Source organism: Siphonobacter sp. SORGH_AS_1065 (genome assembly GCF_030818595.1).
Taxonomy (GTDB): Bacteria; Bacteroidota; Bacteroidia; order Cytophagales; family Spirosomataceae; genus Siphonobacter.
The window spans coordinates 3795248-3821297 of sequence record NZ_JAUTAM010000004.1; the positions used below are offsets into that span (position 1 = coordinate 3795248).

At 45.7% G+C, this 26050-nt stretch carries 20 protein-coding genes; 12 read left to right on the top strand and 8 right to left on the bottom strand.

The window, feature by feature from the left end:
• Positions 1-53: 53 nt before the first annotated feature.
• A complete protein-coding gene (locus QE390_RS16410; RefSeq protein ID WP_307142943.1) occupies positions 54-440 on the top strand; it encodes a hypothetical protein in 387 nt (128 codons plus the stop codon).
• A 208-nt stretch (positions 441-648) separates the two neighbouring features.
• Positions 649-3072, top strand: a complete 2424-nt coding sequence (locus tag QE390_RS16415; protein ID WP_307142944.1) for a TonB-dependent receptor — start codon at positions 649-651, stop codon at positions 3070-3072.
• A gap of 95 nt (positions 3073-3167) precedes the next feature.
• Here the strand turns inward: QE390_RS16415 and QE390_RS16420 are convergent, their stop codons facing one another.
• Together QE390_RS16420 and rpe are read right to left on the bottom strand one after the other, a co-directional pair.
• On the bottom strand, positions 3168-3599 hold the full coding sequence (locus QE390_RS16420; RefSeq protein ID WP_106634886.1) for a DoxX family protein: 432 nt from the start codon (positions 3597-3599) through the stop codon (positions 3168-3170).
• A gap of 539 nt (positions 3600-4138) precedes the next feature.
• Entirely contained in the window at positions 4139-4789 is a 651-nt protein-coding gene (gene rpe / locus QE390_RS16425; RefSeq protein ID WP_106634884.1) for a ribulose-phosphate 3-epimerase, read from the bottom strand.
• Positions 4790-4955: 166 nt separating this feature from the next.
• On the opposite strand from rpe, the gene ligA reads away from it, so the two are divergent.
• The 4 genes from ligA (at position 4956) to QE390_RS16445 (ending at position 8730) form a co-directional block, all read left to right on the top strand.
• The gene (ligA, locus tag QE390_RS16430; RefSeq protein WP_106634883.1) at positions 4956-7001 is read left to right on the top strand and encodes an NAD-dependent DNA ligase LigA; all 2046 of its coding nucleotides are present in this window, start codon (positions 4956-4958) and stop codon (positions 6999-7001) included.
• Between the two features lie 103 nt (positions 7002-7104).
• Positions 7105-7986 carry a 4-hydroxy-tetrahydrodipicolinate synthase gene (gene dapA / locus QE390_RS16435; protein WP_106634882.1) on the top strand — a complete coding sequence of 294 codons (882 nt, stop codon included), beginning with the start codon at positions 7105-7107 and terminating at the stop codon, positions 7984-7986.
• Positions 7987-8021: 35 nt separating this feature from the next.
• A complete protein-coding gene (locus QE390_RS16440; RefSeq protein WP_106634881.1) occupies positions 8022-8324 on the top strand; it encodes a Dabb family protein in 303 nt (100 codons plus the stop codon).
• Positions 8305-8730, top strand: coding sequence for a heavy metal-binding domain-containing protein (locus QE390_RS16445; protein WP_307142945.1), 426 nt, complete (start codon positions 8305-8307; stop codon positions 8728-8730). Before QE390_RS16440 ends, QE390_RS16445 begins: the two co-directional genes overlap by 20 nt.
• Before the next feature lie 1046 nt (positions 8731-9776).
• Here QE390_RS16445 and QE390_RS16450 read toward each other — a convergent pair.
• From QE390_RS16450 to QE390_RS16465, 4 genes are all read right to left on the bottom strand, one after another.
• A complete protein-coding gene (locus QE390_RS16450) occupies positions 9777-10865 on the bottom strand; it encodes a S9 family peptidase (protein WP_307142946.1) in 1089 nt (362 codons plus the stop codon).
• Positions 10866-11003: 138 nt separating this feature from the next.
• Positions 11004-13508, bottom strand: a complete 2505-nt coding sequence (locus tag QE390_RS16455) for a M14 family metallopeptidase (protein ID WP_307142947.1) — start codon at positions 13506-13508, stop codon at positions 11004-11006.
• Positions 13509-13608: 100 nt separating this feature from the next.
• Positions 13609-14301 (bottom strand): response regulator transcription factor, encoded by a 693-nt coding sequence (locus tag QE390_RS16460; RefSeq protein ID WP_106634878.1) that lies wholly within the window; start codon positions 14299-14301, stop codon positions 13609-13611.
• Complete coding sequence (locus QE390_RS16465; protein ID WP_307142948.1) at positions 14298-15794, bottom strand: sensor histidine kinase KdpD; 1497 nt, start codon at positions 15792-15794, stop codon at positions 14298-14300. Before QE390_RS16465 ends, QE390_RS16460 begins: the two co-directional genes overlap by 4 nt.
• A 99-nt stretch (positions 15795-15893) precedes the next feature.
• On the opposite strand from QE390_RS16465, the gene QE390_RS16470 reads away from it, so the two are divergent.
• The gene (locus QE390_RS16470) at positions 15894-16694 is read left to right on the top strand and encodes a GLPGLI family protein (protein ID WP_307142949.1); all 801 of its coding nucleotides are present in this window, start codon (positions 15894-15896) and stop codon (positions 16692-16694) included.
• A 463-nt stretch (positions 16695-17157) separates the two neighbouring features.
• On the opposite strand, the gene QE390_RS16475 is transcribed toward QE390_RS16470, so the two are convergent.
• A complete protein-coding gene (locus QE390_RS16475; RefSeq protein ID WP_307142950.1) occupies positions 17158-19953 on the bottom strand; it encodes an outer membrane beta-barrel family protein in 2796 nt (931 codons plus the stop codon).
• Positions 19954-20147: 194 nt separating this feature from the next.
• On the opposite strand from QE390_RS16475, the gene QE390_RS16480 reads away from it, so the two are divergent.
• The 5 genes from QE390_RS16480 (at position 20148) to rplT (ending at position 25369) form a co-directional block, all read left to right on the top strand.
• Positions 20148-21284 carry a lipopolysaccharide assembly protein LapB gene (locus tag QE390_RS16480; RefSeq protein ID WP_307142951.1) on the top strand — a complete coding sequence of 379 codons (1137 nt, stop codon included), beginning with the start codon at positions 20148-20150 and terminating at the stop codon, positions 21282-21284.
• Between the two features lie 142 nt (positions 21285-21426).
• Positions 21427-23382, top strand: a complete 1956-nt coding sequence (thrS, locus tag QE390_RS16485; protein WP_106634872.1) for a threonine--tRNA ligase — start codon at positions 21427-21429, stop codon at positions 23380-23382.
• 157 nt (positions 23383-23539) lie between these two features.
• Complete coding sequence (gene infC, locus QE390_RS16490) at positions 23540-24100, top strand: translation initiation factor IF-3 (protein WP_106634871.1); 561 nt, start codon at positions 23540-23542, stop codon at positions 24098-24100.
• Between the two features lie 568 nt (positions 24101-24668).
• A complete protein-coding gene (rpmI, locus tag QE390_RS16495; RefSeq protein WP_106634870.1) occupies positions 24669-24863 on the top strand; it encodes a 50S ribosomal protein L35 in 195 nt (64 codons plus the stop codon).
• Positions 24864-25024: 161 nt separating this feature from the next.
• Positions 25025-25369 carry a 50S ribosomal protein L20 gene (gene rplT, locus QE390_RS16500; RefSeq protein ID WP_307142952.1) on the top strand — a complete coding sequence of 115 codons (345 nt, stop codon included), beginning with the start codon at positions 25025-25027 and terminating at the stop codon, positions 25367-25369.
• Positions 25370-25506: 137 nt separating this feature from the next.
• Here rplT and QE390_RS16505 read toward each other — a convergent pair whose 3' ends face one another.
• Complete coding sequence (locus QE390_RS16505; RefSeq protein WP_307142953.1) at positions 25507-25926, bottom strand: nuclease A inhibitor family protein; 420 nt, start codon at positions 25924-25926, stop codon at positions 25507-25509.
• Positions 25927-26050: the final 124 nt, after the last annotated feature.

Sequence of the window (26050 nt, forward strand, 5' to 3'; positions counted from 1 at the left end):
AACAATGTCAAAACCTTTGTTATTTTTGTAGTAAACCGATTTGAACCTTCCTCGTGACGCTGTCATCCAAACCTTCCTGGCGGAGCTTATACCGGCAACCAGCAGCTAGATCTTTTCTAGTGCTGTTTACGGTGATGTTCGTCAATGGGGTAGTGTTTCGGCACGGGCACCGGCTGGCGGATGGGCGGATTATCTCTCACGCTCACCCCTTCAAATCCCAGAATAAAGGGCCCATTCAGCCTAACTCCCATACCTCACTGGAGTTACTTCTGCTGGATGCGGTGTCAAACCCCGTTCTGGAGTTAATGGATTTTGAATCCATTGATTTTCAGCTAGTCGTATTAGCTGAAGTCTCCATTTTAGTAATCGCTTACCAGGGCATTCGCCTGCGGCGACCCTTCCTGTATTACTCCCATCGCGGGCCTCCGGCTCTGAGTTAATTTTTCGGGTAAAGAAGTACGTTTTCGTGGCTGCGGAGAATAGCTCCGCAGAGCTCGTCTGTACTTGTTATTCGACTCATTTCTGCTGTCTTTCTTTTTTCTCTTCATACCCTAAACGGGCTTTCTGCCTGCGTAGGCGGTGGTTTATTCATGTACCGTCTGCTCAGCGTAAGTTCGTGTGTGGTCCATTTTTTCCCGCATAAACTTCATGAAAAATTTATTTTTACTTTTCTGCTTCCTGATTTCGGGAAGCTTGCTGGCTCAAAATTCACTTTCCGGAAAAATTATTCACAAAGAAGACAACGAAACCGTTGTCGGAGCCACCATTTACATTCCCGATCTCCGCATTGGAGCAAGTTCAGATGTAAACGGGGCGTATCGGATTTCTAACTTACCCAAAGGCACGTTCACGGTTCAGGTAAGTTATGTTTCGCACCGTACGGTTATCGAAAAAGTGACGATTGACGGAGCCACCACGAAAGATTTTACGATGGAAAATGCGGCACAGTCGCTCGAAGAAGTGATTGTGTCAGGCTCGTCTACAAAAACGGTGATCAAGGAAAGCCCCATTCCGATTGCGGCGATTACTCAGCTTCGTTTGTTACAACAATCATCTACCAACCTGATCGATGCGGTGGCTAAGCTGCCGGGGATGTCGCAGGTATCAACGGGAGCGGGCTTGAGCAAGCCCATTATTCGCGGGTTAGGTTTTAACCGGGTGATTACCATGCACGACGGCGTTCGTCAGGAGGATAACCAGTGGGGCGAAGAGCACAGCATTCAGATTGATGAGTATTCGATTGATCGGTACGAAATCATTCGCGGAGCGGGTTCGCTCATGTACGGCTCGGATGGCTTGGGGGGCGTGATGTCCGTGTTATCGCCTCGCCCCGTGGAAGAGGGCAAAATGGTAGGTCGTGTGTTGAGTAACTACCAGACCAACAATAATCTCTACGGGATCTCTGCTCAATTGGCCGGTAATAAAAACGGGTTCGTCTGGCTGGCTCAGGCTTCCACTAAGTCCACCAAAAATTACCGCAATGCCTACGATGGCCGGGTGTTTGCCTCCAATTTCACGGAGCCCATTAACTTCAATGGTTATTTTGGTTTAAATAAGAAGTGGGGGTATTCCCGCATTCACTTCCTGCGGACGTATCAGAAGTATAACATCATCAACGGAACGCGTGACGCATCGGGCCGATTTACAACGGCGAGTCTGGACAATAGCGGAGAAGTAGTAGATCGCCCCGTAACGGATGCGGAATTGAACAGCCGGGATTTTATTCCGTATAACTCGCAGCGACTGATTAATGAGAAAGTTTCCTGGAATAACCTGCTGAATTTCTCGAATGGTTCGTCGTTGTCAGGAGTATTCAGCGTAGCCCGTAACCGCCGGAGTGAATATGGCGACGTAACCCGTCCCTGGGAGTCACAACTGGATTTGTATCTCTATACGAATTATTACGACGTTCGTTACAACTTTGCCGCCAAGAATAACTGGGAGGTGAACGTGGGTACGAATGGGATGTTCCAGCGACTGGATAACCAGGGCTTTCAGGTGCTGTATCCAAACTACAATCTCTTCGATAACGGGGTTTTCATGTTTGCCAAGAAGAGTTATGAGCGGCTGAAAATATCGGGGGGTGTTCGTTATGACATTCGTTTGCTGGATATTGGCAAGTTATACATTGACCCCGATGGTAATTTTCAGGTAACACCTCAGGGCTCAGGTAGCGAACGTTTCGCTGGTTTTGACAAAAATTACCAGAATGTTTCGGCGAGTATCGGAGGGGTGTATAACCTGACGGACAAGCTAGCGGTTCGGATTAATGGCTCTCGTGGTTTCCGGGCACCCACCGTTCCTGAGTTATCCTCGAACGGCATTCACGCCGGAACCTTCCGTTATGAAATTGGGAAACTGGATGCGGTGCCTGAAGTAGCGTATCAGGGTGATTTGGGCTTAACCTACGAAGACAAAAACTGGTACGTAGATCTGAGCGTTTTCCAGAATTCGATTAAAAACTATACGTATTCCGAACGAGTGCAGGGAGCTAATGGGCAGGATACATGGTATAACGGAAATGTGCCTATTTATCGTTATGCTCAGGGAAATGCCCGTTTACGTGGAGTAGAGGGAACGGTAACGTTCAACCCACAGGCCGCTCGCTGGTTTAGCATCACCCAAAGTTATTCAGCCGTATTTGGGGACAATTTATCCGCTCAGGAAACGGCTGCCCGATACTTGCCCTTCATGCCCGCTCCCCGCTGGATTTCCCAAGTGAAGTTAACCAAAGATCGATATAAGGATTTTCTGCGTAATCTTTATCTAACGGTTGACCTGGAAGTAACGCAGAAGCAGAATCGTTTCCTGGAAGCGTATGGCACTGAAACGGCTACGCCGGGTTACCAGTTAGTGAACATTGGGCTAGGAACGGATCTGGTCAGCAAGAACAAGCGGACGCTGGCTTCCTTCTATTTTTCGGCTAATAACGTATTTGACGTAGCGTATCAGTCGCACCAGAGTCGTTTGAAGTACCTGGATGTAAACCAGCGGACGGGTCGGGTTGGCGTCTTTAATATGGGGCGTAACCTGAGCTTCAAACTGGTAATACCTTTTGAAGTTAAACTTTAAGTTGAATCATTATCCAAAAGAAAACCCGAACGGAATTTTCGTTCGGGTTTTCTTTTACCACCATACTCAACAAAGGTTGAAGGCACTGAAAAAGATCAATGTACGTGAGACTTCATCCATTGATCGACGGAAAATCTTCCCGAGCCAACGATTAAAAATAAAATCAGCAGAGCTAGGGTCAGGATTGACAGCCACAACTCCGAATTGATGTAAGAGAAACCCCGGGAAATATTAACAAAAAACACAGCAACTACTAGAATTGGAATCTGAAAGGCAACGGCAATACGGGTAATGCAACCGAAAGCAATCAATAAACCTCCGAACAAATGAGCAAAGGCCACGTAATGAATTCCGGCCATGGACCAAATGAAATTCGACTGCGTTAAAAGCGGCCCAATGCCATTGGTATCCATTAAGAAGGAAATACCCCGGGTAAAAAGAAAGATACCCAAAGCGACTCGCAAGGCGTCGAGCCAGACGGGGTGATGTGTATCGCCCCAATGTTCTATACGTTCAATCGTACTCATAACTTTCTTGGTTTGATTAGATGAAAGTTAAGAATAATATTGGATAATAAAAAGTTTTTTATGGATTATTTTATAGGATATTTATGATATAGGGTAAGTAACAGCTAGGAACACGATTGCCTGCGTAGCCCTTGGTTAAAATGGGAAAATATAACGGCTCTCTGCCGTCGCTTGGCTCTGGCGATTTTTGTTTAGAAAGCGTTTTCAATGAGTATCCGCTGGTTCGCATCCTATTGGCCAGCGGCCTATAGTTAGGTGAGGAGCCGAACAACTGCGAGAGCTACCACACGACCAAACAGGTTCGCAAAGTAGGGAAGGTCCTTCGTTTTACTCTGGATGACAGCGGGAAGAAGATAGGCAGAGGAGTAGGAGATTCGTCCGCGACGGCTCAGGATGCATCGGAGGAAGGAAGTTACTTTTTACTGTCGCTTGCTTAAACTGGTCCGAGATTGGGTCAAAAAAAGCTGCCAGCTTTTCCGCTGGCAGCGATGTACGTAACGCTGTTGTCTTTGGGGTGGTTACAGGAGGGAATACGACAATTATTTCTTCAGTTCAGCAATTGTCTGCTCTGGGTTTTCAGAAGAGAAAACAAAATTCCCGGCTACTAATACATTGACTCCGTGTTCCAGTAATTTTTTCGCGTTGGAGGCATTTACGCCGCCATCTACTTCAATTAACAGGTCTTTATTCAGCGTCTCCCGCATTTCACTCAGCTGGTTGAGCTTTTGAAAGGTGCGGTTAATGAATTTTTGTCCCCCAAAACCGGGATTAACAGACATGATTAATACCATATCCAAATCTTCCAGCACATTTTCCAGTAACTCTACTGGCGTATGAGGATTGAGGGCCACTCCGGCCTTACACCCCGTATCTTTAATTTGCTGGATGGTTCGGTGTAAGTGCGTGCAGGCTTCGTAATGAACCGTGATGACATCGGCTCCCGCTTTCTGGAAGGTCTCGATGTAACGCTCGGGTTGCGTGATCATCAAATGCACGTCAATGGGTTTCTGAGCGTACTTCTTAACGGCTTCGAGGACGGGAATACCGAAGGAAATATTCGGTACAAAGACACCATCCATTACATCAAAATGAATCCAGTCGGCTTCCGAACGGTTCAGCATTTCGATTTCCCGCTGCAAGTTCGCGAAGTCAGAGGCAAGGACTGAAGGAGCAATTAAAGGCGTTTTCATAGCACAAAGGTAAATTTTTCCGTCAGAAAAGTACCTTTGTAAAAAATCAGTTCTCGGCGGGTGATTTTGGAGGGAATCTATGTGAAGTTTCTTCTTTCGCCTGAATGATTTTCGGTGAGGCCACTACTTCACCATTCAAATTTCGAGACCTGTAAACCAGTAAAGAATGAATCCCCAGCAACGCATTGACGAGCTGACACAACGGCTACACTACCTCAATCAACGATATTATCAGGACGCCATCTCGGAAGTTTCTGATTATGATTTCGACCAGCTACTCCAGGAACTCACGCAACTGGAGTTACAATACCCCGAGTTCAAGCACAAAGGTTCGCCCACGCAACACGTAGGCGGGACGGTTTCGAAAGAATTCAAGACCGTTCAGCACCGCTACCCAATGCTTTCACTTTCAAACACGTATAACGAAGAGGAAGTACTGGAATGGGAAGAACGGATTCGGAAAATCATTCCTGATGAACCCGTTGAATTTATCTGTGAACAGAAATTCGACGGAATTTCGCTGTCGATCCGTTACGAGAATGGACTTCTGACCGCCGGGGTAACCCGAGGCGATGGAACCCGGGGGGACGATATTACCAACAATGTCAAGACACTGCGGACTTTACCTCATCATATCGAAGCCGAAGATGTACCACCCATTTTTGAAGTACGGGGCGAAGGCTATATGCCTCTGATTTCGTTTAATAAGCTGAATCAGGAACGCGTGGATATTGGTGAAGAAGCCCTGATGAATCCAAGGAATGCCGCCGCCGGAACGTTTAAATTGCAGGATTCAGGTGAGGTGGCCCGCCGTCGACTGGATTGCTATCTATATTCCTTTCTGGCTGATACCGAGATTTTTAATACCCACGAAGAAAGCCTGTTGGCCTTGCAGCGGTGGGGGTTTAATGTTTCACCGACCTGGCGGAAATGTTCGAGCATCCAGGAAGTCATGGCCTACATTCACGAATGGGAAACCAAACGTTTTGATCTGCCCCTGAATACCGACGGGATTGTGGTGAAGGTAAACTCGTTTGCCCAGCAACGCGAATTGGGTTATACGTCGAAATCACCACGTTGGGCTATTGCTTATAAGTTCAAGGCCGAATCGGTGGAAACGACGCTTCGTTCCATCAGTTATCAGGTTGGACGGACGGGTGCAGTTACGCCAGTCGCTAACCTGACGCCCGTGTTGCTGGCCGGAACCGTTGTGAAACGAGCCAGTCTGCACAATGCCAACGAAATCGAGCGGTTAGGCTTACGTCTAGGCGATCACGTGTTTGTCGAAAAAGGTGGGGAGATTATTCCGAAAATTACCGGAGTAAACCTGGAGAAGCGTCCCGAAGCTTCCGAAGTAATTCATTATCCCACGACCTGTCCCGTTTGTGGCACGCCACTGATTCAGCGTGAGGGCGAAGTCGCTCGCTTATGCCCTAATGAAAAAGGTTGTCCGCCGCAGATTCGGGCTCGACTGGAACACTTCATTCAGCGAAAAGCCATGAATATGGATAGTCTGGGGGAAGGGAAAATAGAATTATTATACGAAAAAGGACTGGTACGAACGGTTGCCGATTTTTATACGTTATCTTACGAAACACTTTTTGGTTTAGAAAAGGTAATCACCGATCCTGAAACGGGAAAGAGTAAAAAGATTGGTTTTCGGGAAAAAACAACGCAATCCATCCTGAATGCGATTGAGGCCTCGAAATCCGTTCCTTTTGAACGGGTGCTTTTTGCCATTGGTATTCGCTACGTCGGAGAAACGGGTGCTCAGAAACTGGCTCGTTATTTCAAAACCATCGAAGCCATTGAAAATGCCACGGCTGAAGCACTGGCCGCCGTTCCCGAAATCGGAGGAAGGATTGCCCAGAGTGTGGTAGAGTTTTTCCAGGATGCCGACAACCGGGCGTTGGTGGATCAACTAAAGGCTGCCGGCTTGCAGATGACGGTAGGTCAGGAAGCCATTGTTGAGCAATTAAGTGATAAACTTTTAGGAAAAACGTTTCTCTACACCGGAACTTTCCAGAACTTTGAACGGGAAGATCTCGAACGATTAATAGAAGCCCACGCCGGGAAAGTATTGAGCGGGGTTTCGGGTAAATTGAATTACCTGATTGTCGGCGAAAAACCCGGAGCTTCGAAGGTCGATAAAGCTAAGAAGTTGAATGTACAGTTAATTACGATAGAAGAATTTTTAGATTTACTAGTTTAGCGGAGTATAGTTGTTCGTGACTGGTTGTTCGTTGTTGGCATATTTTAAAACTAACAACAAATAACTAGCCACGATCAACGATCTTCCAGCGGCAACACTTTTTATGAACAAATTTCACGGCGTTGGAGTCGCCTTAGTTACTCCCTTTAATGAAGACGGCTCCATCGACTGGGCGGGTCTTGAACGAATGATCCAGCACGTGACTGACGGAGGGGTAGATTACCTCGTGATTCAGGGCACGACGGGCGAATCAGCGACGACGACGGACGCTGAAAAAGCCGAAATTTTACAGTTTGTAAAGGAACACAACTCAGGTAAGCTTCCTATCGTTTATGGGGTGGGTGGTAACGTAACAGCCAAGGTGGTTGATCAGATCCAGAAGATTGATTTCTCGGGAGTTGATGCCATTCTGTCGGTTTGTCCGTATTATAACAAGCCCGGTAAACAGGGAGTTATTGCTCATTATAAGGCTGTGGCGGATGCCTCTCCGGTACCTGTCATCATGTATAACATCCCGGGCCGGACGGGTATTAACATGACCAGTGCAACAGTAGTAGAGCTGGCTCAACACCCCAATATTATCGGCATGAAAGAAGCTTCCTGCATCATCGAACAATGCATGGAAATCTATCGTGATATGCCCGAAGGCTTCCTGCTGATCTCCGGTGATGACGTACAGGCTGTTCCCATTATCAGCATTGGTGGCGTAGGAGTAATGTCGGTGATTGCCAATGCATTCCCTAAAGAATTCGGCAACGTCATTCACTCGGCATTGGCCGGAGATTTTGCTACTGCTCGTAAAGGATTAGGTTCATTTTTGGATATCGATCCTTTATTATACGAAGAAGGCAACCCGGTAGGGGTTAAAGGCATCTTGGAGTCATTGGGTATTATTTCCTCCGACGTTCGTCTGCCTTTGATGAAGACATCCGAAGATTTAAAGGAGCGTCAAATGAAGGTTCTTCAGAGAGATCTTTTGAAATAATATTCTGGTAACTAAATCTTTAAAGAAATCTAGTAATGTTTGTACACGTAGTTAATTTCTGGTTGAAAGAAGGCCTCTCGGCGGAAGATCGTGCGAAGTTTGAAGAGGGGGTTTCTTCATTGAAAAATGTGGAAGGGATTGAAGTGTTTAATGTAGGAAAGCCTGCGGCAACGGATCGCCCCGTGATTGATCGTTCGTATGATTATTGCCTGCTAACCGTTTTCAAAGACGAAGCCGCTCACGATGTGTATCAGGTTGCACCCATTCACCTGAAGTTTGTTGAAACTTGCAAACAATACTGGGATCGTGTACTGATTTATGATTCAGAAAGCATTTAATCGTCCGTTGAGAAAACGTAGCTTACAGGCTCTGGGAATGATTCTGATTTCCTGGAGTGTCGTAAGTTGCTTTAGCCCCTCCGTTCCCATCAGAAGAAATCCGAAGTACGATCTGGATGTTTTCTGGGAGAACGATAAAAAGCCCGATCGTCCTTTTCAGGTAATTGATCAGGTGAGCATTCAGGAAGAAATGTTACTGACGGAAGAGCAGCGAAAAACCCGTGGCCCTATGGTAGGTCGGGGGAATGACGCCCGCCAGAAAAACCGGCTGACTGAAATGTTAGTAAAGAAAGCCGAAGCTATGGGTGCCAATGCCGTTATGGACGTAAAGTACAAGTATTACACCACGGCCACTTCGAATGGGTACATCATGGAAGGTACGGCGGTGCTATACCGAGGCGACTAATACTTGTCGGCTGGATGCCCTAAAAAAGCTGGCGTCTGACTAAAAAAAGCTAATCAAGCCTATCGATGCCGGCTTTTTTGCTGGCATTACTACTATAGTAAATGGATAAAAGATCACAGACAGGACGGCTCATAACCGTCCTGTTCGTATTTAGAAGAAGGAGAGACAGGTTTATACCATTGAGGATAATAGCTACAGTTGGATAACAGCAAGCAAAGCAAACAGCTACGTATAAAACAGCTAACTGAATCTGCCGATGCCAGCTTTTCCGCTGGCATCATTGACTTTAGTAAACTGCGAAGAATATAGAAACGGGAGGTTTATCAGCCGTTCTATTTTATAAAAGAAAGCACAACAGTGTAGCTAATACCTTACGAGGCGGATGCCAGCAAAAAAAGCTGGCATCGGCAGGTCCTAGTTAAACGGAGGGAGATAGATAAAGAGGGTGGTTATCAGTCGTCCTGTTTATTAAGAAAAGCACGAGAGCACTATATAGGTAGATAAAAAAAGCCAACATTTAATTATAAAACAGCTAGCTGGACTTGCCGATGCCAGCTTTTCTGCTGGCATCATTGACTATAATACACTGAGGAGAATAAAGAAAGTAAAGTGGTTATTAACCATCCTGTTTTAAAAAGGAAAATACAACAACGTGGTTTATACCTTACGAGGTGGATGCCAGCGGAAAAGCTGGCATCGGCAGGGCCAAGTTAAGGGAGGGAGATAGATAAACAAGGGGATCATCAGTCGTCCTCTTTATTAAGGATGGTACGATAGCATGATAGTGGGAGCCAACATCGCCAGCGAAAGAAGCCAACATCTAATTATAAAACAGCTAGCTTGACTTGCCGATGCCAGCTTTTCCGCTGGCATCATTGGCTATAATACACCGAGGAGAATAAAGAAAGTAAAGTGGTTAATACCTTACTGTAGGTGGATGCCAGCGGAAAAGCTGGTATCGGCAGGGTCGATTAAATGGAGGAAGAGATACAAACAGGACGGGCATTACTTGCCCAAGTTGACATTATAGAGTTTCAAAACATTAATTAAGGATAAATTCCGTGTAACCAGTGATAAACCGTTTCCAAAAATGCAGGATCAATGTCGCCTTTGATGGTAGCGTATTCCTGCGGTAATCCTGTTTTTGCGGCCAGCATCAGGTGGTTTAATCCTTCCAGTTTTACGATTTTATAATTTTTATTACCCGCCTTTTTCAACGATTTTTCGATTCCCCGAAGGTTTAAATCTGCATTAACCTGTACGTCTTTGGTGCCATTGACTGCCAGGGTAGGAACCGTTAATTGCTCTAAGTAAACAGAGGGATCGAAATTGATGAATTGTTGGAACCATTTCCCATGCGAAGTCTGATACACCTGACGAATGTAGGGGGCTTCTTTATCCTTCGCTGGAATCATGAAATTAAATAACTGCTTCTCTGATAATTTTTCTCGTAGAAGATCCAGTTTGGCACTGATTAACTGAGATTGCTGGGTACTATCCAGACCTTTTCCGAAACCAGAGAAAACGTCTTCGTAATAGTCATTCACGTATGTTTCAATCGCTGTCGAATCCAGCTTCATTCCCCGGAATAAATCGCGGTTTTGCTGCTTCATTAACTCCATGTGTTTCACCCCGGGAGCGGCCATTAATACCACAAACGCAATGTCTTTTCGCTGGGTTGCTACGGCAGGAGCTACGCTGCCGCCTTCACTGTGGCCCAATAAACCAATCCTTTTAGGATTAATTTCTGTTCTGGTTTTCAGGAAATCTACGCCAGCCGAGGCATCTTTAATGAAGTTATCAATCGTTGCATTCGCGAAAACTTTATTCATTTTTCCACCCCCGCGATCATCGTAACGCAATACAGCAAATCCGCGATCTCCCAAATACTCGGCAATGGCTTTGAAAGGTTTATGGCCTAAAATAGTCTCATTGCGATCCTGTGGGCCGGAGCCGGTGATTAGTAACACTACGGGAAATTTTTTACCGATCGTAGGAATAGTTAACGTACCGTGTAGTTGAACAGAATCCGTTTTATTCCAGAAACTTACGTCCTCTTCGTGATACTTACTGGTTTCCTGACCGGAACTAATTCCTGAAATGCATAATAAACTCAAAAGAAGAAATAATTTCATTCGATTAGGTTGATTTAGGCGAATAGAACTATTGATAATGAGTTTAAGATACGTTTGTAACTTTATAAAACATAGGGCTTATCCATAAAAAAAGCTCGACTCCAGGAGCCGAGCTTTTTTAGAAATTAGTATTCGTGACTAATTAACCATAAATACAGCGTTAGCAAATACCAGTTTACCCTGATACCAGAAACCACGGAATAGAGGGTTATTTACCAGATACACTACCTGCCCGCGACCCATATCCTGCGTACCGAACATTAAGGTGTTTTCCAGTCGTTTCTTAGCTTCGTTACCTACAAAACCCGCCACGGCTGGACCTTTTTTCAGGTAACCTACATTCCAGCCATCTTTCAGGAATTCGTATTCGGTGGTAGATAAAACCAGACCGTGGTAATACGAAGGTAACCCGTAAGCGAGTGGATGCGTAGGATCAATCGTAAATTTGTAAATCGCACCGGGCGTATCCGTTGAAACTGATTCGCGTTCGCGGTTACCAAATTGTTTCAGATTATCTTCTGCCGATTCTTTCCCTTCTTTCTTGCTTTCTTTTTTCGTAATGCTAAAACCATCTTTACCCGCCAGGGCCGAAACCGCCCCTTCGAGAGCAATCAGCTTACCGCCCGCCTGAATCCAGGTACGAACTTTAGTAACAGCCGCTTCATTCAATACGCGACCGTAGTTACCGTTTGCCAGAATCAGTACATCGAAATCAGCCAGATTCACACCCATGAAATCGTTGGTGCCAATCATTGTGGCGGGGTAATGCAGTTGTTGATCGAAGTAGTGCCAAACCTCGCCCACGGCGTAAGGAGAGGTTCCTTCGCCCGTCAGGATAGCCACTTTGGGTGCTTTTAGCTGAGAAACGTAGTTAGAGCCAAAGTCAGGGCCGTTGGTTACGTAACCCGTCGCTACCGGGATCAGGCTGATTTTCTGGTGTTCTGCTTCTTCTTTGATGATCGAATCAAAGGCATCTCCCAGCTTTGTATTTTCGCCACGTGTAATAATGACCGTGCCGATTCCGTATTTCTGACCGTCTACTTCAAAAGGCTTCGTAGCCACCCGAGCCCGGACTTTCTTACGGAACAAATGAGCTAATACGTGAGCATCTTCGTGCGAACTCCAGCGTAATAAATAAGCGTAGGGTTTAGCAACGTCAGCCGTTGGTTTATCCGTTGCCGCCGGCTTGGTCGTTGTAAAAGCCAGCTTGTCTTTCGTTGCGAACGCCTTCAGACCATAGGCGTAAGGCAAAGCCCAGGAAGTAATATCGTAGGTAACAGAATCTTCCAGCGAAGTTTTAGGCTCCATCAGGATTTTCAGGAATGTGGAGCGAGGCTGAGAGGTGCTGATGATGATATCTCCGGCTTCCACACCCGCATTCGCTGATTTATCATCCACAAAAGAATAAGCACCAGACAGGTTTAGCGATTTCTCGGCGTACCCGTACTGAAAGCCCATTTTCGTCAGGTAGTTCGTAAAAGCTTTTACTTTACCTTCGTCGCCTTTCGTCTTGATTACGTAGCTCTTATACGTACCCGTGGGGTTATTTTTAGCGTTTGTAAAGAACTTAATGAACTCAGAAGAAGCTTTGTCCGCATTGGCTGAAAGGGCTTCCATGGTGGCTTTACTCGCCGCAACGTGGTGACTAATCCGCTCTTTCAGGGTCAGGGTATCGCCGTCGGCTTTGATGATGGCTAAACCTGCCCGGCCATTACCTGCCTGCTCGAAGGTCATACCGATGGCACCGTTGAAGGTAGGGTAGGTATCGCCGTAGCTGGGGTAGAATAAATCGAAGTTTTCACGCGTGAAGTACAACCAGCCATTCTTATCAAAGGTCTTACGATTATAGTCACCGATGATAGTCTGGAACTCCCGTTGCCAGCTCGTTACGTCCTGATGAACGGGTTTGGCGGGAGGCGTAAAGAAATAAGGTGAGTTAATGCCCTGCTCATGAAAATCCGCAAAAACGTGCGGCATCCACTGCTGATACAGGTTGTTACGAGCCTGACTTTCTTTCTGCACCATCCAGGCCCAGTCGCGGTTCAGGTCGAACATATAGTGGTTCATACGTCCACCGGGCCAGGGCTCGGTGTGTTCCCAGGCATTGGCATAGGCGTTAGCCATGCTGCCTAAACGCTGGTTGTACCCATTCACGTAGCGGTCATAGCCATCGGGGTTCACACAAGGGTCAATCACAACGATTGTGTTTTTTAGCACCTCTTTACTATCCCCTTTCAGCAGATTATACGCTACGATCATAGCGGCCTCGGAAGACACGTTTTCGTTACCGTGAATGTTATAACTCATCCAGGAGATGGGAACCGACTTGCCCGAAGCAGAGCCTTCCATCAACCCAATCGATTTTAAGTGATTGGTACGGATGGTTTCCAGTTGGGGAAAGTTTTCTTCCGAAGCCAGCACGGCTACCATCAAAGGACGGTTTTCGTAACTGGTGCCGTAATTCTGGAGCTTAATTTGTTTAGGAAACTGCTGAGCGAGATACTCGAAGTAAGCTAAAACGCGGTAATGGGGGGTACAACGGGTGGTACCGGGTTCGTAACCTAAAAATTCTTTGGGAGAAAGCTGTGCAAAACTTTGTAACGCAAAGAAGGTTAAAAGTAAGGAAAGGGAAATCTTCTTCATGCCGATGAATAAATTGTTCGGAAAATTCAAAATTAAAAGAATTTTCTTCCCTAATTGTCGAATCCTTCCAAAAGATCATTGGCAAAGCGACTAAATTGAATTAATCCGTGATGAAGTGGTAACCAACGCCCTTGATTGTCACCAGTTGAAGCTGTTGATCTTCCCGTAAATATTCCCGCAAACGGGTAATGTACACGTCAAGGTTTCTTGAATTAAAGAAAGAGTCATCGCCCCAAACCCGCATCAGAATTTCTTTGCGGGCAATGGTTTGGTGACGATTTTCGGAGAGAATTTTCAGTAATTCATTTTCGCGATGAGATAACTTTCGAATGTGCTCATGTAAACGAAGCTCGAATTTCTGCGGCCAGAATTCATAGTTTCCAAGCGGAATCGCCTGAGTACTTTTAGGGGTCGAAAAAGGGGAGTTGAGCTTCATCCGCAGAAGGTTATCAATCCGAACGATCAGTTCTTCCATGCTAAAGGGCTTGCGGAGGTAATCATTTCCACCCACCCCAAAGCCCTGAACGACATCTTCCACCTGCGTTTTAGCGGTTAGAAAAAGAATGGGTAAGTGGGGGTGACGCTGCCGAATTTCCCGGGCAACGGAAAATCCGTCCAGGTTGGGTAACATCACATCCAGTACACAGAGGTCGGGAAGGAACTGTTCAAGTTCAGGAAGTACGGCCAATCCATCGGTTACCATGTTGACTTCCAGCTCACGACTTTCCAGACTTTCCTTGACAATTCGGCCCAGAAAAGGCTCGTCTTCTACGTATAATATTTTAGTTTTCATCGCTTAAAATACAGAACAAAAGTACTACCCTGACCTGGTTCGCTGTGAAGAGTAACCGTCCCGCCGTGAGCTCCCATCACCTGATGGACGTAATTCAGGCCCAAACCGTGTCCTTTCACATTATGAATATTTCCGGTAGGTACGCGGAAAAATTTCTCAAAAACCTGTTGCTGATACTGAGGGGGAATACCAATGCCTTCGTCCTGAATCCGTACTACTAATTGCTCGCCCTGATCTTCCAGATGAAGGGTAACCCTAGGTTGATTATTGCTGTATTTCAGGGCATTGTCGATCAGATTATAAATCACATTGGTCAGGTGAATGCGGTCGGCAGTAACCCTAAAGTTAGAGCCAGATGGATGAAAATCGACTTGTGCCTGGTGTTTCTCAAACTGAAATTTTAGTGAATGCAGAATTTCTTCGATCAGACTGGAAAGATTAATCTCCTCAAATTGATAGATCTGCTGTTTCTGATCGAATAAAGCGGTTCGGAGCACATGATCAACCAGTAAATTCAGTCGGTTGAGTTCCATTTGAGAAATGGCTAAATACTCTTTGGTGCGATGAGGGTCTTTCAAAGCATCAAAACTACTCAGAGCTTCAATGGCGACGCTAACCGTCGAAATCGGCGTTTTTAATTCGTGACTAACATTACTAATAAAGTCGTTCTTTAGTTGGGTTAATTGTTGCTGTTGTTCTAAACTTTTAAAAACCAGCAAAAAGGCCCCGGATGTTAACCCTAATAGAAAAACTGAAAACAGGATTTGTGGGAGTAATCGCTTGAAAATTACTCCCTGGTAATCCGTTAGATAAGCTACATAAAAATCTCTGGGGGGCAAACCTGCCTGATAGGAGGCCGTATGCAAGGAATCCAGTGAACGATGAGCCGGTGCCTGGAGACGTACAATACGGGTGCCTACGTTGATCTTGGAAGAATCCAGCTCCCGCCGAAATTGCTGCTGGAGATCACGGATCTTGATGGAATCCCGAATCGAGTCTTGGCTGGCTCTGCCCATTAACGATGGTAATATGCGGGAAAACAAATGGGAACGCATCGGACGATGCAATTCGCCAGTTTCTTCATCAGGTTGATAATCAGGCGGGAAAGGTCTACGGAAACGAGGCTCGCGTGAAGCAATGAACACCCGACCCCTGCTACCCAGACTAATAATTGTATCCGGTCCTTTGGAGTCCTCCCGCGGGAAAAAATGAATCCGTAATTTTTTATGAGCAGTCTTTTCTCGCATGGATTCTTCCAGCGGACGAATGAGTCGCTTCATGACCAGAGAGTCCTGGAGCATATTAACCGAACGAAAAAAAGGCTGACTGGTTTCCGCCGCTAGCAGTCGTTTTTGTTCGTTGTAACTACGACTCAACCACCAGCCAAGAAAGGTAGTTAATACGAGCAGACAGCTAGTAATCAACGTAATAAGCGTACTATTGGAAGGGAGTGACTTTAAATTCCACATGGATTCAAAGATAGAAGCTTTCAAACGGTAAAACCGATTTATTAACGTTGATTAACCTTATTGTAAGAATCGTTAACGAGCCCGTAGCCTAGCTTTGTCAGGTACATTAAATCCCCTTTGATTATGAAGAAAACCGCTTGGGTTGTCCTGAGTCTGATCAGTTTATCGACCTACGCCCAGAAAACGGAGGGCGTTCTGACCTATACTCAAAAAACTGATTTGAAAAGCCGGTTCCAGAATATGGACCCGGCCATGCAGGCTCGTATGCCGGAGAATATTACCCGGCAATATCAGTTAGCGTTTACGCCTCAGGAAGCTTTATATGAACCCGCCGCCGTAATCGAAGAAGGGAATGGTTTTGGAGGGGGTGGCCCCATGGGCGGTCCGATGCGGTTCGGAGGTAGCTCCAGCATAGTGTATACGCAGATAGCCGAAAAGAAGAGAACCGAAGCTCGGGATATTTTTGGTGAAAAGTACCGCGTGCTGGACACCCTCGTGAACCAACGGTGGAAGTTGGGTAAGGAAACCAGAACAATCAAAGGTTTTGTCTGTCAGAAAGCCTCTTTTACGGACACTATGCGGGTTCAACGAATCATGATGGGGCCGGGAGGCCCTCCGGCTGGAGAAAATCAGCAACCCATGCTTCGAACCGTCGTGGCCTGGTACGCCCCCGAAATTCCGGTTTCAATTGGTCCGGAAAAATACAGTGGCTTACCCGGATTGATTCTGGAAGTAGACGTGAATAATGGTGAAAGCCTGTATACCGTTAGCGAAATGGAGTGGCGGAAACCAAAGTCTTCTGAGTTAAAAGCTCCGAAAGGAGGAAAGGTGGTTACCGAAAAAGAAGTGCGGGAAATTATGATGAAGCGAATGGAAGAAATGCGGAAAAACGGGGGTGGTATGCGAATGCGTCCGGGTAACTAACTCTCTTAGCTTTGGTAACCTAACAAAGAAGGGGTTGAAAGCATGATGATTTTCAACCCCTTCTTTGTTTTTTCTATGGTTGGTGTCTCCACCAACCATGGCTAAGAGGATTGTATATTCCATGGCTGGTGTCTTCACCAGCCATTAAAGACGTTAGAACTAATTAAAACGAATCATCTGTGGCCCGCTGCGGCAGTTATTGCCTCCCATGTCCGCCTTATTTCTCTATGGTTGGTGGAGACACCAACCATGGCTAAGAGGATTGTATATTCCATGGCTGGTGTCTTCACCAGCCATTAAAGACGTTAGAACTAATTAAAACGAATCGTCTGTGGCCCGCCGCGGCAGTTATTGCCTCCCATGTCCGCCTTATTTCTCTATGGTTGGTGGAGACACCAACCATGGCTAAGAGGATTGTATATTCCATGGCTGGTGTCTTCACCAGCCATTAAAGACGTTAGAACTAATTAAAACGAATCATCTGTGGCCCATTGCGACGGTTATTACCTCCCATGCCTGCCTTATTTCTCAGGGAATAGGTAAAGGTAAGGAGGAAGTAACGAGCCAGCGAGGTAACCCGCTCTTCCTGATAGTAATTCACCTGAGCCGAGCGGTTAATTACTACGTTTCGATTGAGTAAATCGATAGCACTCAGCTTAATTTCACCCACATTATTTTTGAGTATATACTTGGTAATCGAGGCATTCCAGATCGGGATTTTCTGGTTATAGTTATTGCCCGTCAAGACCTGATAGTTTACGGAACTGCCAATCGACCAGGTTTGCGTTAGATTCCAGTTCGCATCCAGGGTGTAGCGTTGTGTCAGGTAATTCTGATTCATGGCTGATTGCAGCGAGTATTGCGTTTGGTTCAGCGATAAATTAGCCCCGGCATTCACATCAAATTTGGTATCATTGCGGTAATCCAATCGTGTTCCGAGCGTAGTGGCCACCGTATTTGTACGATTTTCTGCATTATTAATGATGCTGATTCCCCGATTATAAGTTACGCCCAGATTCGCATTTACCCGCATGCCCTTGATTCGCTGAATGGGGGAGCCAAAGCCAATGAATGTATTTCCCTGAATGGCGTTGGGTACGTTAACCGATTGGGTGGTGGTCACTAACTGCTCGTTTACTGACTGCGAACTGGAAATTTTGTTAGTCGTATACGTCAGGAAGGCATTACCAAAAAAGTTACGGAACCGAGTTGTATTGAAAGAGAAGTAATTCAGCGAAAACGAATGGTTATACTCGGGTCGCAGGTTAGGGTTACCAATGGTAATATTCAGCGGGTCCGTGTTATTAATAATGGGTTGTAATTGCGTCAGGCTGGGCTGATTAACGCTGGTTTCGTAGTTGAAATTCAGGTTTCGACTATTGGCCAGATCATAACGTATCCGAAGGTTAGGCAGAAGGTTACCAAACGAATGGTTCAGACTCGTTTCCGTTCTCGGAAATCTACCGACCAGCGTAGCCTCCTGTACATTCAATCCCGTCGAAATATTAATTTGATTGCCCACATATCGGTAACTCAAACCGCCACGATGGTAATAATATTGATTATCATACGTATTACTCAACTGATTATTAAGCGTTGAACGTTCGCCCTTGATATCGTATACTTCACGATTGGTGTTATTCAAATTTTTCTGGTAAGAATAATTCGCTTCCAGAAAGCTTCGTTTGCTCAGGGGTTCGGTATAAAAAGTGGTTAGTCCGTAATTGATTTTACCATTTTTCTGCGAATCGTTCTGAAGCGTCGTATCAGCAGTGTTCGTATCGAAATATTGATTCAGAGCATTAATAACACCGCTCCGCTGATCATTATTTAATCCGAAAATGAGGTTGGCCGTCAGGGTGCGACCCTTTTTAGCAAATCGGTGGCGAAGGGCAAAATTGGAATTTAAGGAATAGGCATCGCCAGCATATTGATTGATCCGGTTCCCTTCGTTTCGCAGGTTACCCCCCGTGCCATAGGTTTGAGTAAGACTGGAGGTCTGGAAATTACTGTTGGTGAGGGAAGCCGTATTCGTCCAGCGAATGGTATTCACTGAATCCAGTTGGTGTTCAAGATTAAAGCTGAGCCGATGATTCAGATTTTTGTTCGTGGTGTTGCTGTTTTGCAGACTTTTATAGTTACCACTTTCCAGGTAATTTTCCTTATCTAAATCTTTATCAACGGTACTATTGGTGTTATTAATGAGATAGTTACCGTCAATTTTTGTTTTCTTACTTAGTTGCTGATAGAAATTCAATCCCCCAGAACCAGAATTCACGAAACCCGACGACGTTTGTCCGCCCATATTGACAGGAACGCCATTAATCGAACCGCTGCCCACCTGAACGCTCGTCGTTCGGGTCCCACCGCCTGACATTCCACCACCACCGGAGCTATTGATCGATGAAAAGTTGAAGTAATCATTCATCGTAAAACCCTGCTGGTTGATGTTATTCAACGTACCCACCAGCGAAAATTGCTGATCTTTTGCAAAGCGGTTCAGGTTCAGACGACCGGCGTATCGATGTTGAGAACCATACCCTGCCGAGCCCGTACCAAAAATCCCCTTCTTGAAATCTTCCTTCAACTCCAGGTTAATCGTTTTTTCCCGCGTGCCATCATCCACCCCCGAAAAACGCGATTGTTCTGATTTGCGGTCGAATAACTGAACGGCCTTGATGGCTTCGGCTGCCAGGTTTTTAGTAGCCATTTTGGGGTCCGTTCCGAAGAATTCCTTCCCATCCACCAGAATTCGCTGGACTTCTTTCCCATGAGCCTTGACGGTTCCATCGCTTTCTACCTCAACGCCCGGCAATCGTTTCAGTAACTCTTCAACCGTTGCGTTGGGGCGGGTCTTAAAACTGTCGGCGTTGAACTCTACGGTATCGTGACGCATCGTTACCGGAGCCTTTTCGCCTTTCACAATGACCTCATTCAAATCTTTGCCTTTGGCTTTTAGTCGAATCGTACCCAGATCGGGTTTGTTGACCAGGGCTTCATACTCCGAAAAACTCAGGTGAGTTATGCGAAGAATATAAGCGTGAAGTGGTAACTTTTTAAAGGAAAATTCACCGTTGGTACCACTAGTGGAAAATTCAATCAGGGTTGAATCTTTCGTGTCCAGCAGCATTACGGAAGCATTAGGGATGGCAATGCCCGAAGAGTCGGCAAGTTTGCCTTTCAGATTCCAGGGCGTTTGAGCAGCAGCCCAGCCCGAGATCATCGTCAGTAAGAAGAGGAGTAGGTATCGGTTTTTCATGGGGAAAATCATTTCTTTGGACGAAAGTACCCGACCCTAGAAAAGGAAAGGGTTAACGAACCTTTCTTTAAAGTTAAATAAGGTTAATGAGAAGATAGAGGGGGAGCAATGAATACTTTCACTCAAAACTCTAAACGCAAAACGTCAAACTTTCCCCGAAACCGACTAATTTTGCGGCGTTTTAAGTTGTAGAAATGATTCATTTCGGGAAAGTTGTAGGGTTTCTGGTCGTTCTGAGTTGGGTATTGATGGGCTGTTCTTCGGAAGAACAGGAGGGCGTGCGTATTCCACCTTTACCGAATATGAACGAAGGATTCTCAACGCCTAAAGCCCTGGAATTCCTGAGTCGGGCCATTCAGCAGTATCCTGATCTGGCGGAAAATTATCAGAAAAGAGCTGAGATTTACCTGCAACGGTCGGAGTTGGACGCCGCTCTGGAAGATATTAATACGGCTATTAACCTGAAACGAAATACGGGTCGGTATTACGTGACCAAAGCCCGGATTCTACGTGAAAAAAAGCAGATTAACGAGGCTTTACAGGCCGCTCAGCGAGCCGAAATTCTCAACGAACGGAATCCTGATGTCTATGTTTTGCTGGCCGACTTATACCAGCGGGTCAATCAGCTAGGGAAATCCAGACAATACCTGGCCCGCACTTTGCAGATTAATCCTTATTACGGAGAGGCGTATTTCTACCGGGGGATGATTGCGGCCAAGCTTGGAGACACGACGGCAGCTTTGGTATTATTCATGCGAACCCGAACGCTGGTTCCCGGATTTTTGGGAGCGTATCAGCAGCTTTCTTCCATTTATTACCAGCAAAAGGACTATCCGAAAGCCTTATGGTTCGCCCGGGAAGGGCTGAATTATTACCCCAAAGATGCGGACTTGCACTACCGGCGAGGATTGGCTTTTACGCATACCGCTCAGGTAGACAGTGCCTATGCGGAATTTAACAAAACCTTAAAGGTAGAACCTGAGCATCCGGGAGCGAATATGTACGCAGCATCTATTTTATTTGGCGTGCAAAAGGTGGTCCCAGCTCTCAAGCATTTGCGAATTGTTGAGAAAACAAGCCCAAATTACCCCGGATTGAACTTTCTCATGGCTCAGTGCCTTGAATATACAGGGGACGATGACAAAGCCATGGATTATTACCTGGAGGAAGCCAGAGAAAATCCAGCCAATCGCAAAGCCGTAGGAGGGTATTGGCGAACCCGGCGGAGACAATTGACGAATTACCCGTATTTACGTCAGGAAGAAAGATACCGCCCCGGACTAGCCGTCCCCGACAAAACCAACGGCACCGCCGAAGGCGATACCATATAGTTTAGTTGTTAGGAGTTTTGGGTTTCGAGTTGTTGAAAAAGAGTAATCATAATTAACTCAAAACCCCAAACGCTAAACTAACAAAGCACTCACGGACTTTGTATCTCCGTGATTTTTTAATCGTTCTATTTACTAAATACAAATGGAAAACCAAATCCAAATTACCCTGCCGGACGGAAGCATCCGTACGTTTCCGAAGGGTGTCTCCGGCATGGACATCGCCCGTAGCATCAGCGAAGGCCTTGCCCGTAATGTATTAGCCGCCGTTGTAGACGGTCAGGTGTGGGACTCTAGTCGCCCTATCGACTCCGATGCCCACGTGAAATTGCTGACCTGGAATGACACGGAAGGCAAATCAACCTTCTGGCATTCGTCCGCTCACTTGCTGGCCGAAGCCCTGGAAGCTTTATATCCTGGTGTGAAATTCGGTATTGGCCCCGCCATCGAAACCGGATTTTATTACGATGTAGACCTCGGCGATCACAAATTCTCGCAGGAAGACTTCAAGAAAGTAGAAGACAAAATGCTGGAGCTGGCCCGTACGAAAGAGGTATTCACCCGTACGTCCATTTCGAAAGCGGATGCCATTGCTTACTTCGAAGAAAAAGGAGATGAGTACAAACTGGATCTGCTGAAAGATCTGGAAGATGGAAAAATCACGTTTTACAACCAGGGAAATTTCACGGACTTATGTCGTGGCCCTCACATTCCAGATACAGGATTCATCAAAGCTGCGAAAATTCTGAACGTAGCGGGTGCGTACTGGAGAGGCAACGAAAACAATAAAATGCTGACCCGTATTTACGCGGTGACCTTCCCTAAACAGAAAGAACTCGAAGAGTATCTGCACGTGTTGGAAGAAGCCAAGAAACGGGATCACCGCAAGCTGGGGAAAGAACTCGAACTCTTCACCTTCTCCGAGCGGGTAGGACAGGGTTTACCTCTGTGGTTACCCAAAGGTGCGGCTCTGCGGGAGCGTCTGGAAAACTTCCTGCGTCGGGCTCAGGTTCGGGCGGGTTATTTACCCGTGGTTACTCCTCACATTGGCTCGAAGCAATTATACGTAACTTCCGGTCACTATGAAAAATATGGCAAGGATTCATTCCAGCCGATTCATACGCCAGATGAAGACGAAGAGTTCCTGCTCAAGCCCATGAACTGTCCTCACCACTGTGAGATTTATCGTTCGAAACCACGCAGTTACCGGGATTTACCGGTTCGTTTTGCGGAATTCGGAACGGTATATCGGTACGAGCAGTCGGGTGAGTTACACGGTCTGACTCGCGTGCGGGGCTTTACGCAGGATGATGCTCACATTTTCTGCCGTCCCGATCAGGTAGAAGAGGAGTTCATGAAAGTAATCGATCTGGTTCAGTATGTATTCAAAGCCTTAGGTTTCAGTGAGTACAGTGCTCAGGTTTCCCTGCGTGATCAGGAAGATCGGGCGAAGTACATCGGAACCGACGAAAACTGGGATCGTGCGGAACAGGCTATTATTCGCTCCGCTGAAGCCAAAGGGTTAAATACGGTTATTGAATACGGAGAAGCGGCATTCTACGGTCCCAAACTGGACTTCATGGTAAAAGATGCCCTGGGACGGAAGTGGCAGTTAGGTACTATTCAGGTAGACTATAACCTTCCCGAGCGTTTTGATCTGGAATATACCGGTTCAGATAATAAGAAATACCGCCCCGTTATGATTCACCGGGCACCTTTTGGCTCGCTCGAACGTTTCGTTGCTATCCTGATTGAAAGTACGGCAGGTAACTTCCCGCTGTGGCTTTCTCCCGATCAGCTGGCCGTATTACCGATCTCGGAAAAATATACCGACTACGCCAATGAAATTTTCCTGCTGTTACAGGAAGAAGACCTGCGTGGGTATGTAGATCACCGGGATGAAAAAATCGGTAAGAAAATTCGCGATGCTGAAGTTTCTAAAACGCCGTTTATGCTCATCGTTGGGGAGAAGGAACAGGCTGAAGGAACGGTTTCTATCCGTAAAAAAGGCGAAGGTGACTTAGGCAGTATGCCAATCGGTCAGTTTATTGCCCTTGCTAAGGAGGAAATCAATAAAAATTTGCTTAAATTTCAGAAATAGCTGATCTTAGGCACATAATTTTTGAAGCCGTTAAATAAGGAAGCTTATTTAACGGCTTCTTCTCAGTTTTCAGTCAGGATAAAGAGGTTTCGGTAAGATCTGTATCCCACTGAAAACTCGCTAACTGAAAAACTCAAAAAACACCAAATTAAGAAGTATGGCATTACGCCCTGGCGGTATGAACCGCAGACCTCCTGTAAGGAAAGAAGAACCCTACCGCATTAATCAATTGATTCGCGGAGTACAACAAGTACGATTGGTTGGAGAAAACGTAGACCAGGGTATTGTGGATATCCGTCAGGCCCTCGAAATGGCTCAACAACAAGAGCTGGATCTGGTTGAAATTTCTCCCAATGCTGAACCTCCGGTTTGTCGGATCGTTGACTATTCTAAGTTCAAGTACGAGCAGAAGAAAAAGCAAAAGGAACTTAAGTCCAAGCAAATTAAAGTTGTTATCAAGGAAATTCGTTTCAGTCCTACAACGGATGACCACGATTACGATTTTAAATTGAAACACGCGATCAACTTCCTGAAAGAAGGTTCGAAAGTAAAAGCTTACGTACAATTCTCAGGACGTGAAATCGTGTTCAAAGATCAGGGTTTCAACCTGCTGAAAAGATTTATGTCAGATCTGGAAGAGCACGGAAAACTGGAATCAGAAGCTCGCTTGGAAGGTCGCCGGATGAACATCATCATTGCACCCAAAGTGAAAAAATAAGCTTTATCTAATAGATCAAAACCCTCCGCAGTTTTCTGTGGAGGGTTTTTAGTTATAGGTATTTATCTTTTGTAGAGACGCGATTGATCGCGTTTGGGTGAGAGGCGGTTTTGATTACTACAATTCAGAATGTTCCCTCCCTGGCTGGTGCCTTCACTAGCCATTACTAAGAGCCAAATGGTTGGTGAGGACACCAACCAGGGCGGATATTATAGGTATTTATCTTTTGTAGAGACGCGATTGATCGCGTCTGGGTAAGAGGCAGTTTTAATTACTACAGTTTAGAATATTCCCGCCCTGGCTGGTGTCTTCACCAGCCATTACTAAGAGCCAAGTGGTTGGTGAGGACACCAACCAGGGAAAATAAGCATTTTATTTTTGGCAAAGGCTCATGCCTTTTTCAAAGGGGCATGCGGTAAAAAGAATTTCAATTGCCTCTACAAAAGAATAAATTACAGTTTCCCTAAAATTGAATCCGCCTTCCTATTAAAATCTTATCATTTTTCCTTACCTTTGCGGTTCATTTCACAAATAGTACCTTTTTTATAACGTTAACAGGTTCAGTTTTATGCCTAAGCAAAAATCAAACTCGGGCTCCAAAAAGCGTTTTAAGCTGACTGGAACCGGACAAATCAAGCGGAAGCATGCCTTCCACAGCCACATTTTAACGAAAAAGTCTAACAAGCGTAAGGCTAACCTCGTTAAAACCACGCTGGTGCATGAGTCAGATCACGCTCGCGTAATCGCTCTGCTCGCTAAGTAATTCATTCTTCGGACTGATTACAGGTTTTCCTTGTTTAACCCGACTAATGGCCTTCAAGAGAAATGAGTTTAGCGTTTAGCGTTGTTTGTTTAGAGTTTAACTCAAAACCCTCAACCCCAAACTCAAAACCCTTTCCGCCAACGTCAAAAAACTAACACATTATGCCACGTAGTGTCAATCACGTAGCGTCTCGGGCACGTCGCAAAAAAGTGCTCAAATTGGCCAAAGGTTATTATGGCCGTCGTAAAAACGTTTGGACGGTAGCTAAAAATGCCGTTGAACGTGGTTTAAATTATGCTTACCGTGACCGTAAGCAGAAAAAACGGAATTTCCGTGCTTTATGGATTGCTCGTATCAACGCCGGTGTTCGTCAACACGGTCTGAGCTACTCTCAATTCATTGGCAAACTGCATAACTCAGGTATCGAACTGAATCGTAAAGTACTTGCCGACTTAGCCATGAACCATCCTGATGCGTTCAAAGCTGTAGTTGATCATGTGAAATGATTTGTAGACTAAGCTATTAGTATCTACCTATAAAAAGACCTCCGAAAACTCGGAGGTCTTTTTCATTTATAACCGTCAGATTGACATTCTTTTCGGTTACAGAACTCATCATAACTGACGAAAAGACATTCGGAACCTTACTCCGTTTCAGTGGCTTCGGTCTTCAGAGCTACCCATTGCTGATCGATCGTTTCACCCACGATGTATACTTTGATTTCTACTTCGCCTACCCGATACACCTGGGTGTGCGTCAGTTGAGTAGTAACGTATTCTTTCAGTTTCTGATACCGTTCGAGCGTAGCGGTTTCTTCTTCTCCAAACCAGTCGTAACTTTTTAGTAAAGGTTTAAAGAAAGTATCCAGCCGCTGGGTTTGGATGGGCGTTCCTTCTTCCAACTCTAAAAGCCTGATAAAATCCTCTTTTTCAGGGGATGCTTCGCCCGTCCAACTTAAAGGAGTAACCTCAAAGGGAGCGTCTGATTCACTTGTATACAATAAGCCCTCTACCTCTTTTTTTAAATCTTCAATTAACTGATTAGATGCCAGTCGGGTTGTCATAAAACGTCGAAGGTTATGTTTGGGAATGAGTTATCGGTATTGTTTTTTGGTAAATTTCTGATTAGTTATGCAGAAGTCAAATTTATTTTTCTAAATCAAAAAGCCCCTCACTCTTGTTATTCGT

Bases quoted from the DNA above. Each gene is read 5' to 3' on its own strand.
- QE390_RS16415 (WP_307142944.1), top strand. From the start codon at position 649: ATGAAAAATTTATTTTTACTTTTCTGCTTCCTGATTTCGGGAAGCTTG.
- QE390_RS16420 (WP_106634886.1), bottom strand. From the start codon at position 3,599: ATGAGTACGATTGAACGTATAGAACATTGGGGCGATACACATCACCCC.
- rpe (WP_106634884.1), bottom strand. From the start codon at position 4,789: ATGAAAACGCCTTTAATTGCTCCTTCAGTCCTTGCCTCTGACTTCGCG.
- ligA (WP_106634883.1), top strand. From the start codon at position 4,956: ATGAATCCCCAGCAACGCATTGACGAGCTGACACAACGGCTACACTAC.
- dapA (WP_106634882.1), top strand. From the start codon at position 7,105: ATGAACAAATTTCACGGCGTTGGAGTCGCCTTAGTTACTCCCTTTAAT.
- QE390_RS16440 (WP_106634881.1), top strand. From the start codon at position 8,022: ATGTTTGTACACGTAGTTAATTTCTGGTTGAAAGAAGGCCTCTCGGCG.
- QE390_RS16445 (WP_307142945.1), top strand. From the start codon at position 8,305: ATGATTCAGAAAGCATTTAATCGTCCGTTGAGAAAACGTAGCTTACAG.
- QE390_RS16450 (WP_307142946.1), bottom strand. From the start codon at position 10,865: ATGAAATTATTTCTTCTTTTGAGTTTATTATGCATTTCAGGAATTAGT.
- QE390_RS16455 (WP_307142947.1), bottom strand. From the start codon at position 13,508: ATGAAGAAGATTTCCCTTTCCTTACTTTTAACCTTCTTTGCGTTACAA.
- QE390_RS16460 (WP_106634878.1), bottom strand. From the start codon at position 14,301: ATGAAAACTAAAATATTATACGTAGAAGACGAGCCTTTTCTGGGCCGA.
- QE390_RS16470 (WP_307142949.1), top strand. From the start codon at position 15,894: ATGAAGAAAACCGCTTGGGTTGTCCTGAGTCTGATCAGTTTATCGACC.
- QE390_RS16475 (WP_307142950.1), bottom strand. From the start codon at position 19,953: ATGAAAAACCGATACCTACTCCTCTTCTTACTGACGATGATCTCGGGC.
- QE390_RS16480 (WP_307142951.1), top strand. From the start codon at position 20,148: ATGATTCATTTCGGGAAAGTTGTAGGGTTTCTGGTCGTTCTGAGTTGG.
- thrS (WP_106634872.1), top strand. From the start codon at position 21,427: ATGGAAAACCAAATCCAAATTACCCTGCCGGACGGAAGCATCCGTACG.
- infC (WP_106634871.1), top strand. From the start codon at position 23,540: ATGGCATTACGCCCTGGCGGTATGAACCGCAGACCTCCTGTAAGGAAA.
- rpmI (WP_106634870.1), top strand. From the start codon at position 24,669: ATGCCTAAGCAAAAATCAAACTCGGGCTCCAAAAAGCGTTTTAAGCTG.
- rplT (WP_307142952.1), top strand. From the start codon at position 25,025: ATGCCACGTAGTGTCAATCACGTAGCGTCTCGGGCACGTCGCAAAAAA.
- QE390_RS16505 (WP_307142953.1), bottom strand. From the start codon at position 25,926: ATGACAACCCGACTGGCATCTAATCAGTTAATTGAAGATTTAAAAAAA.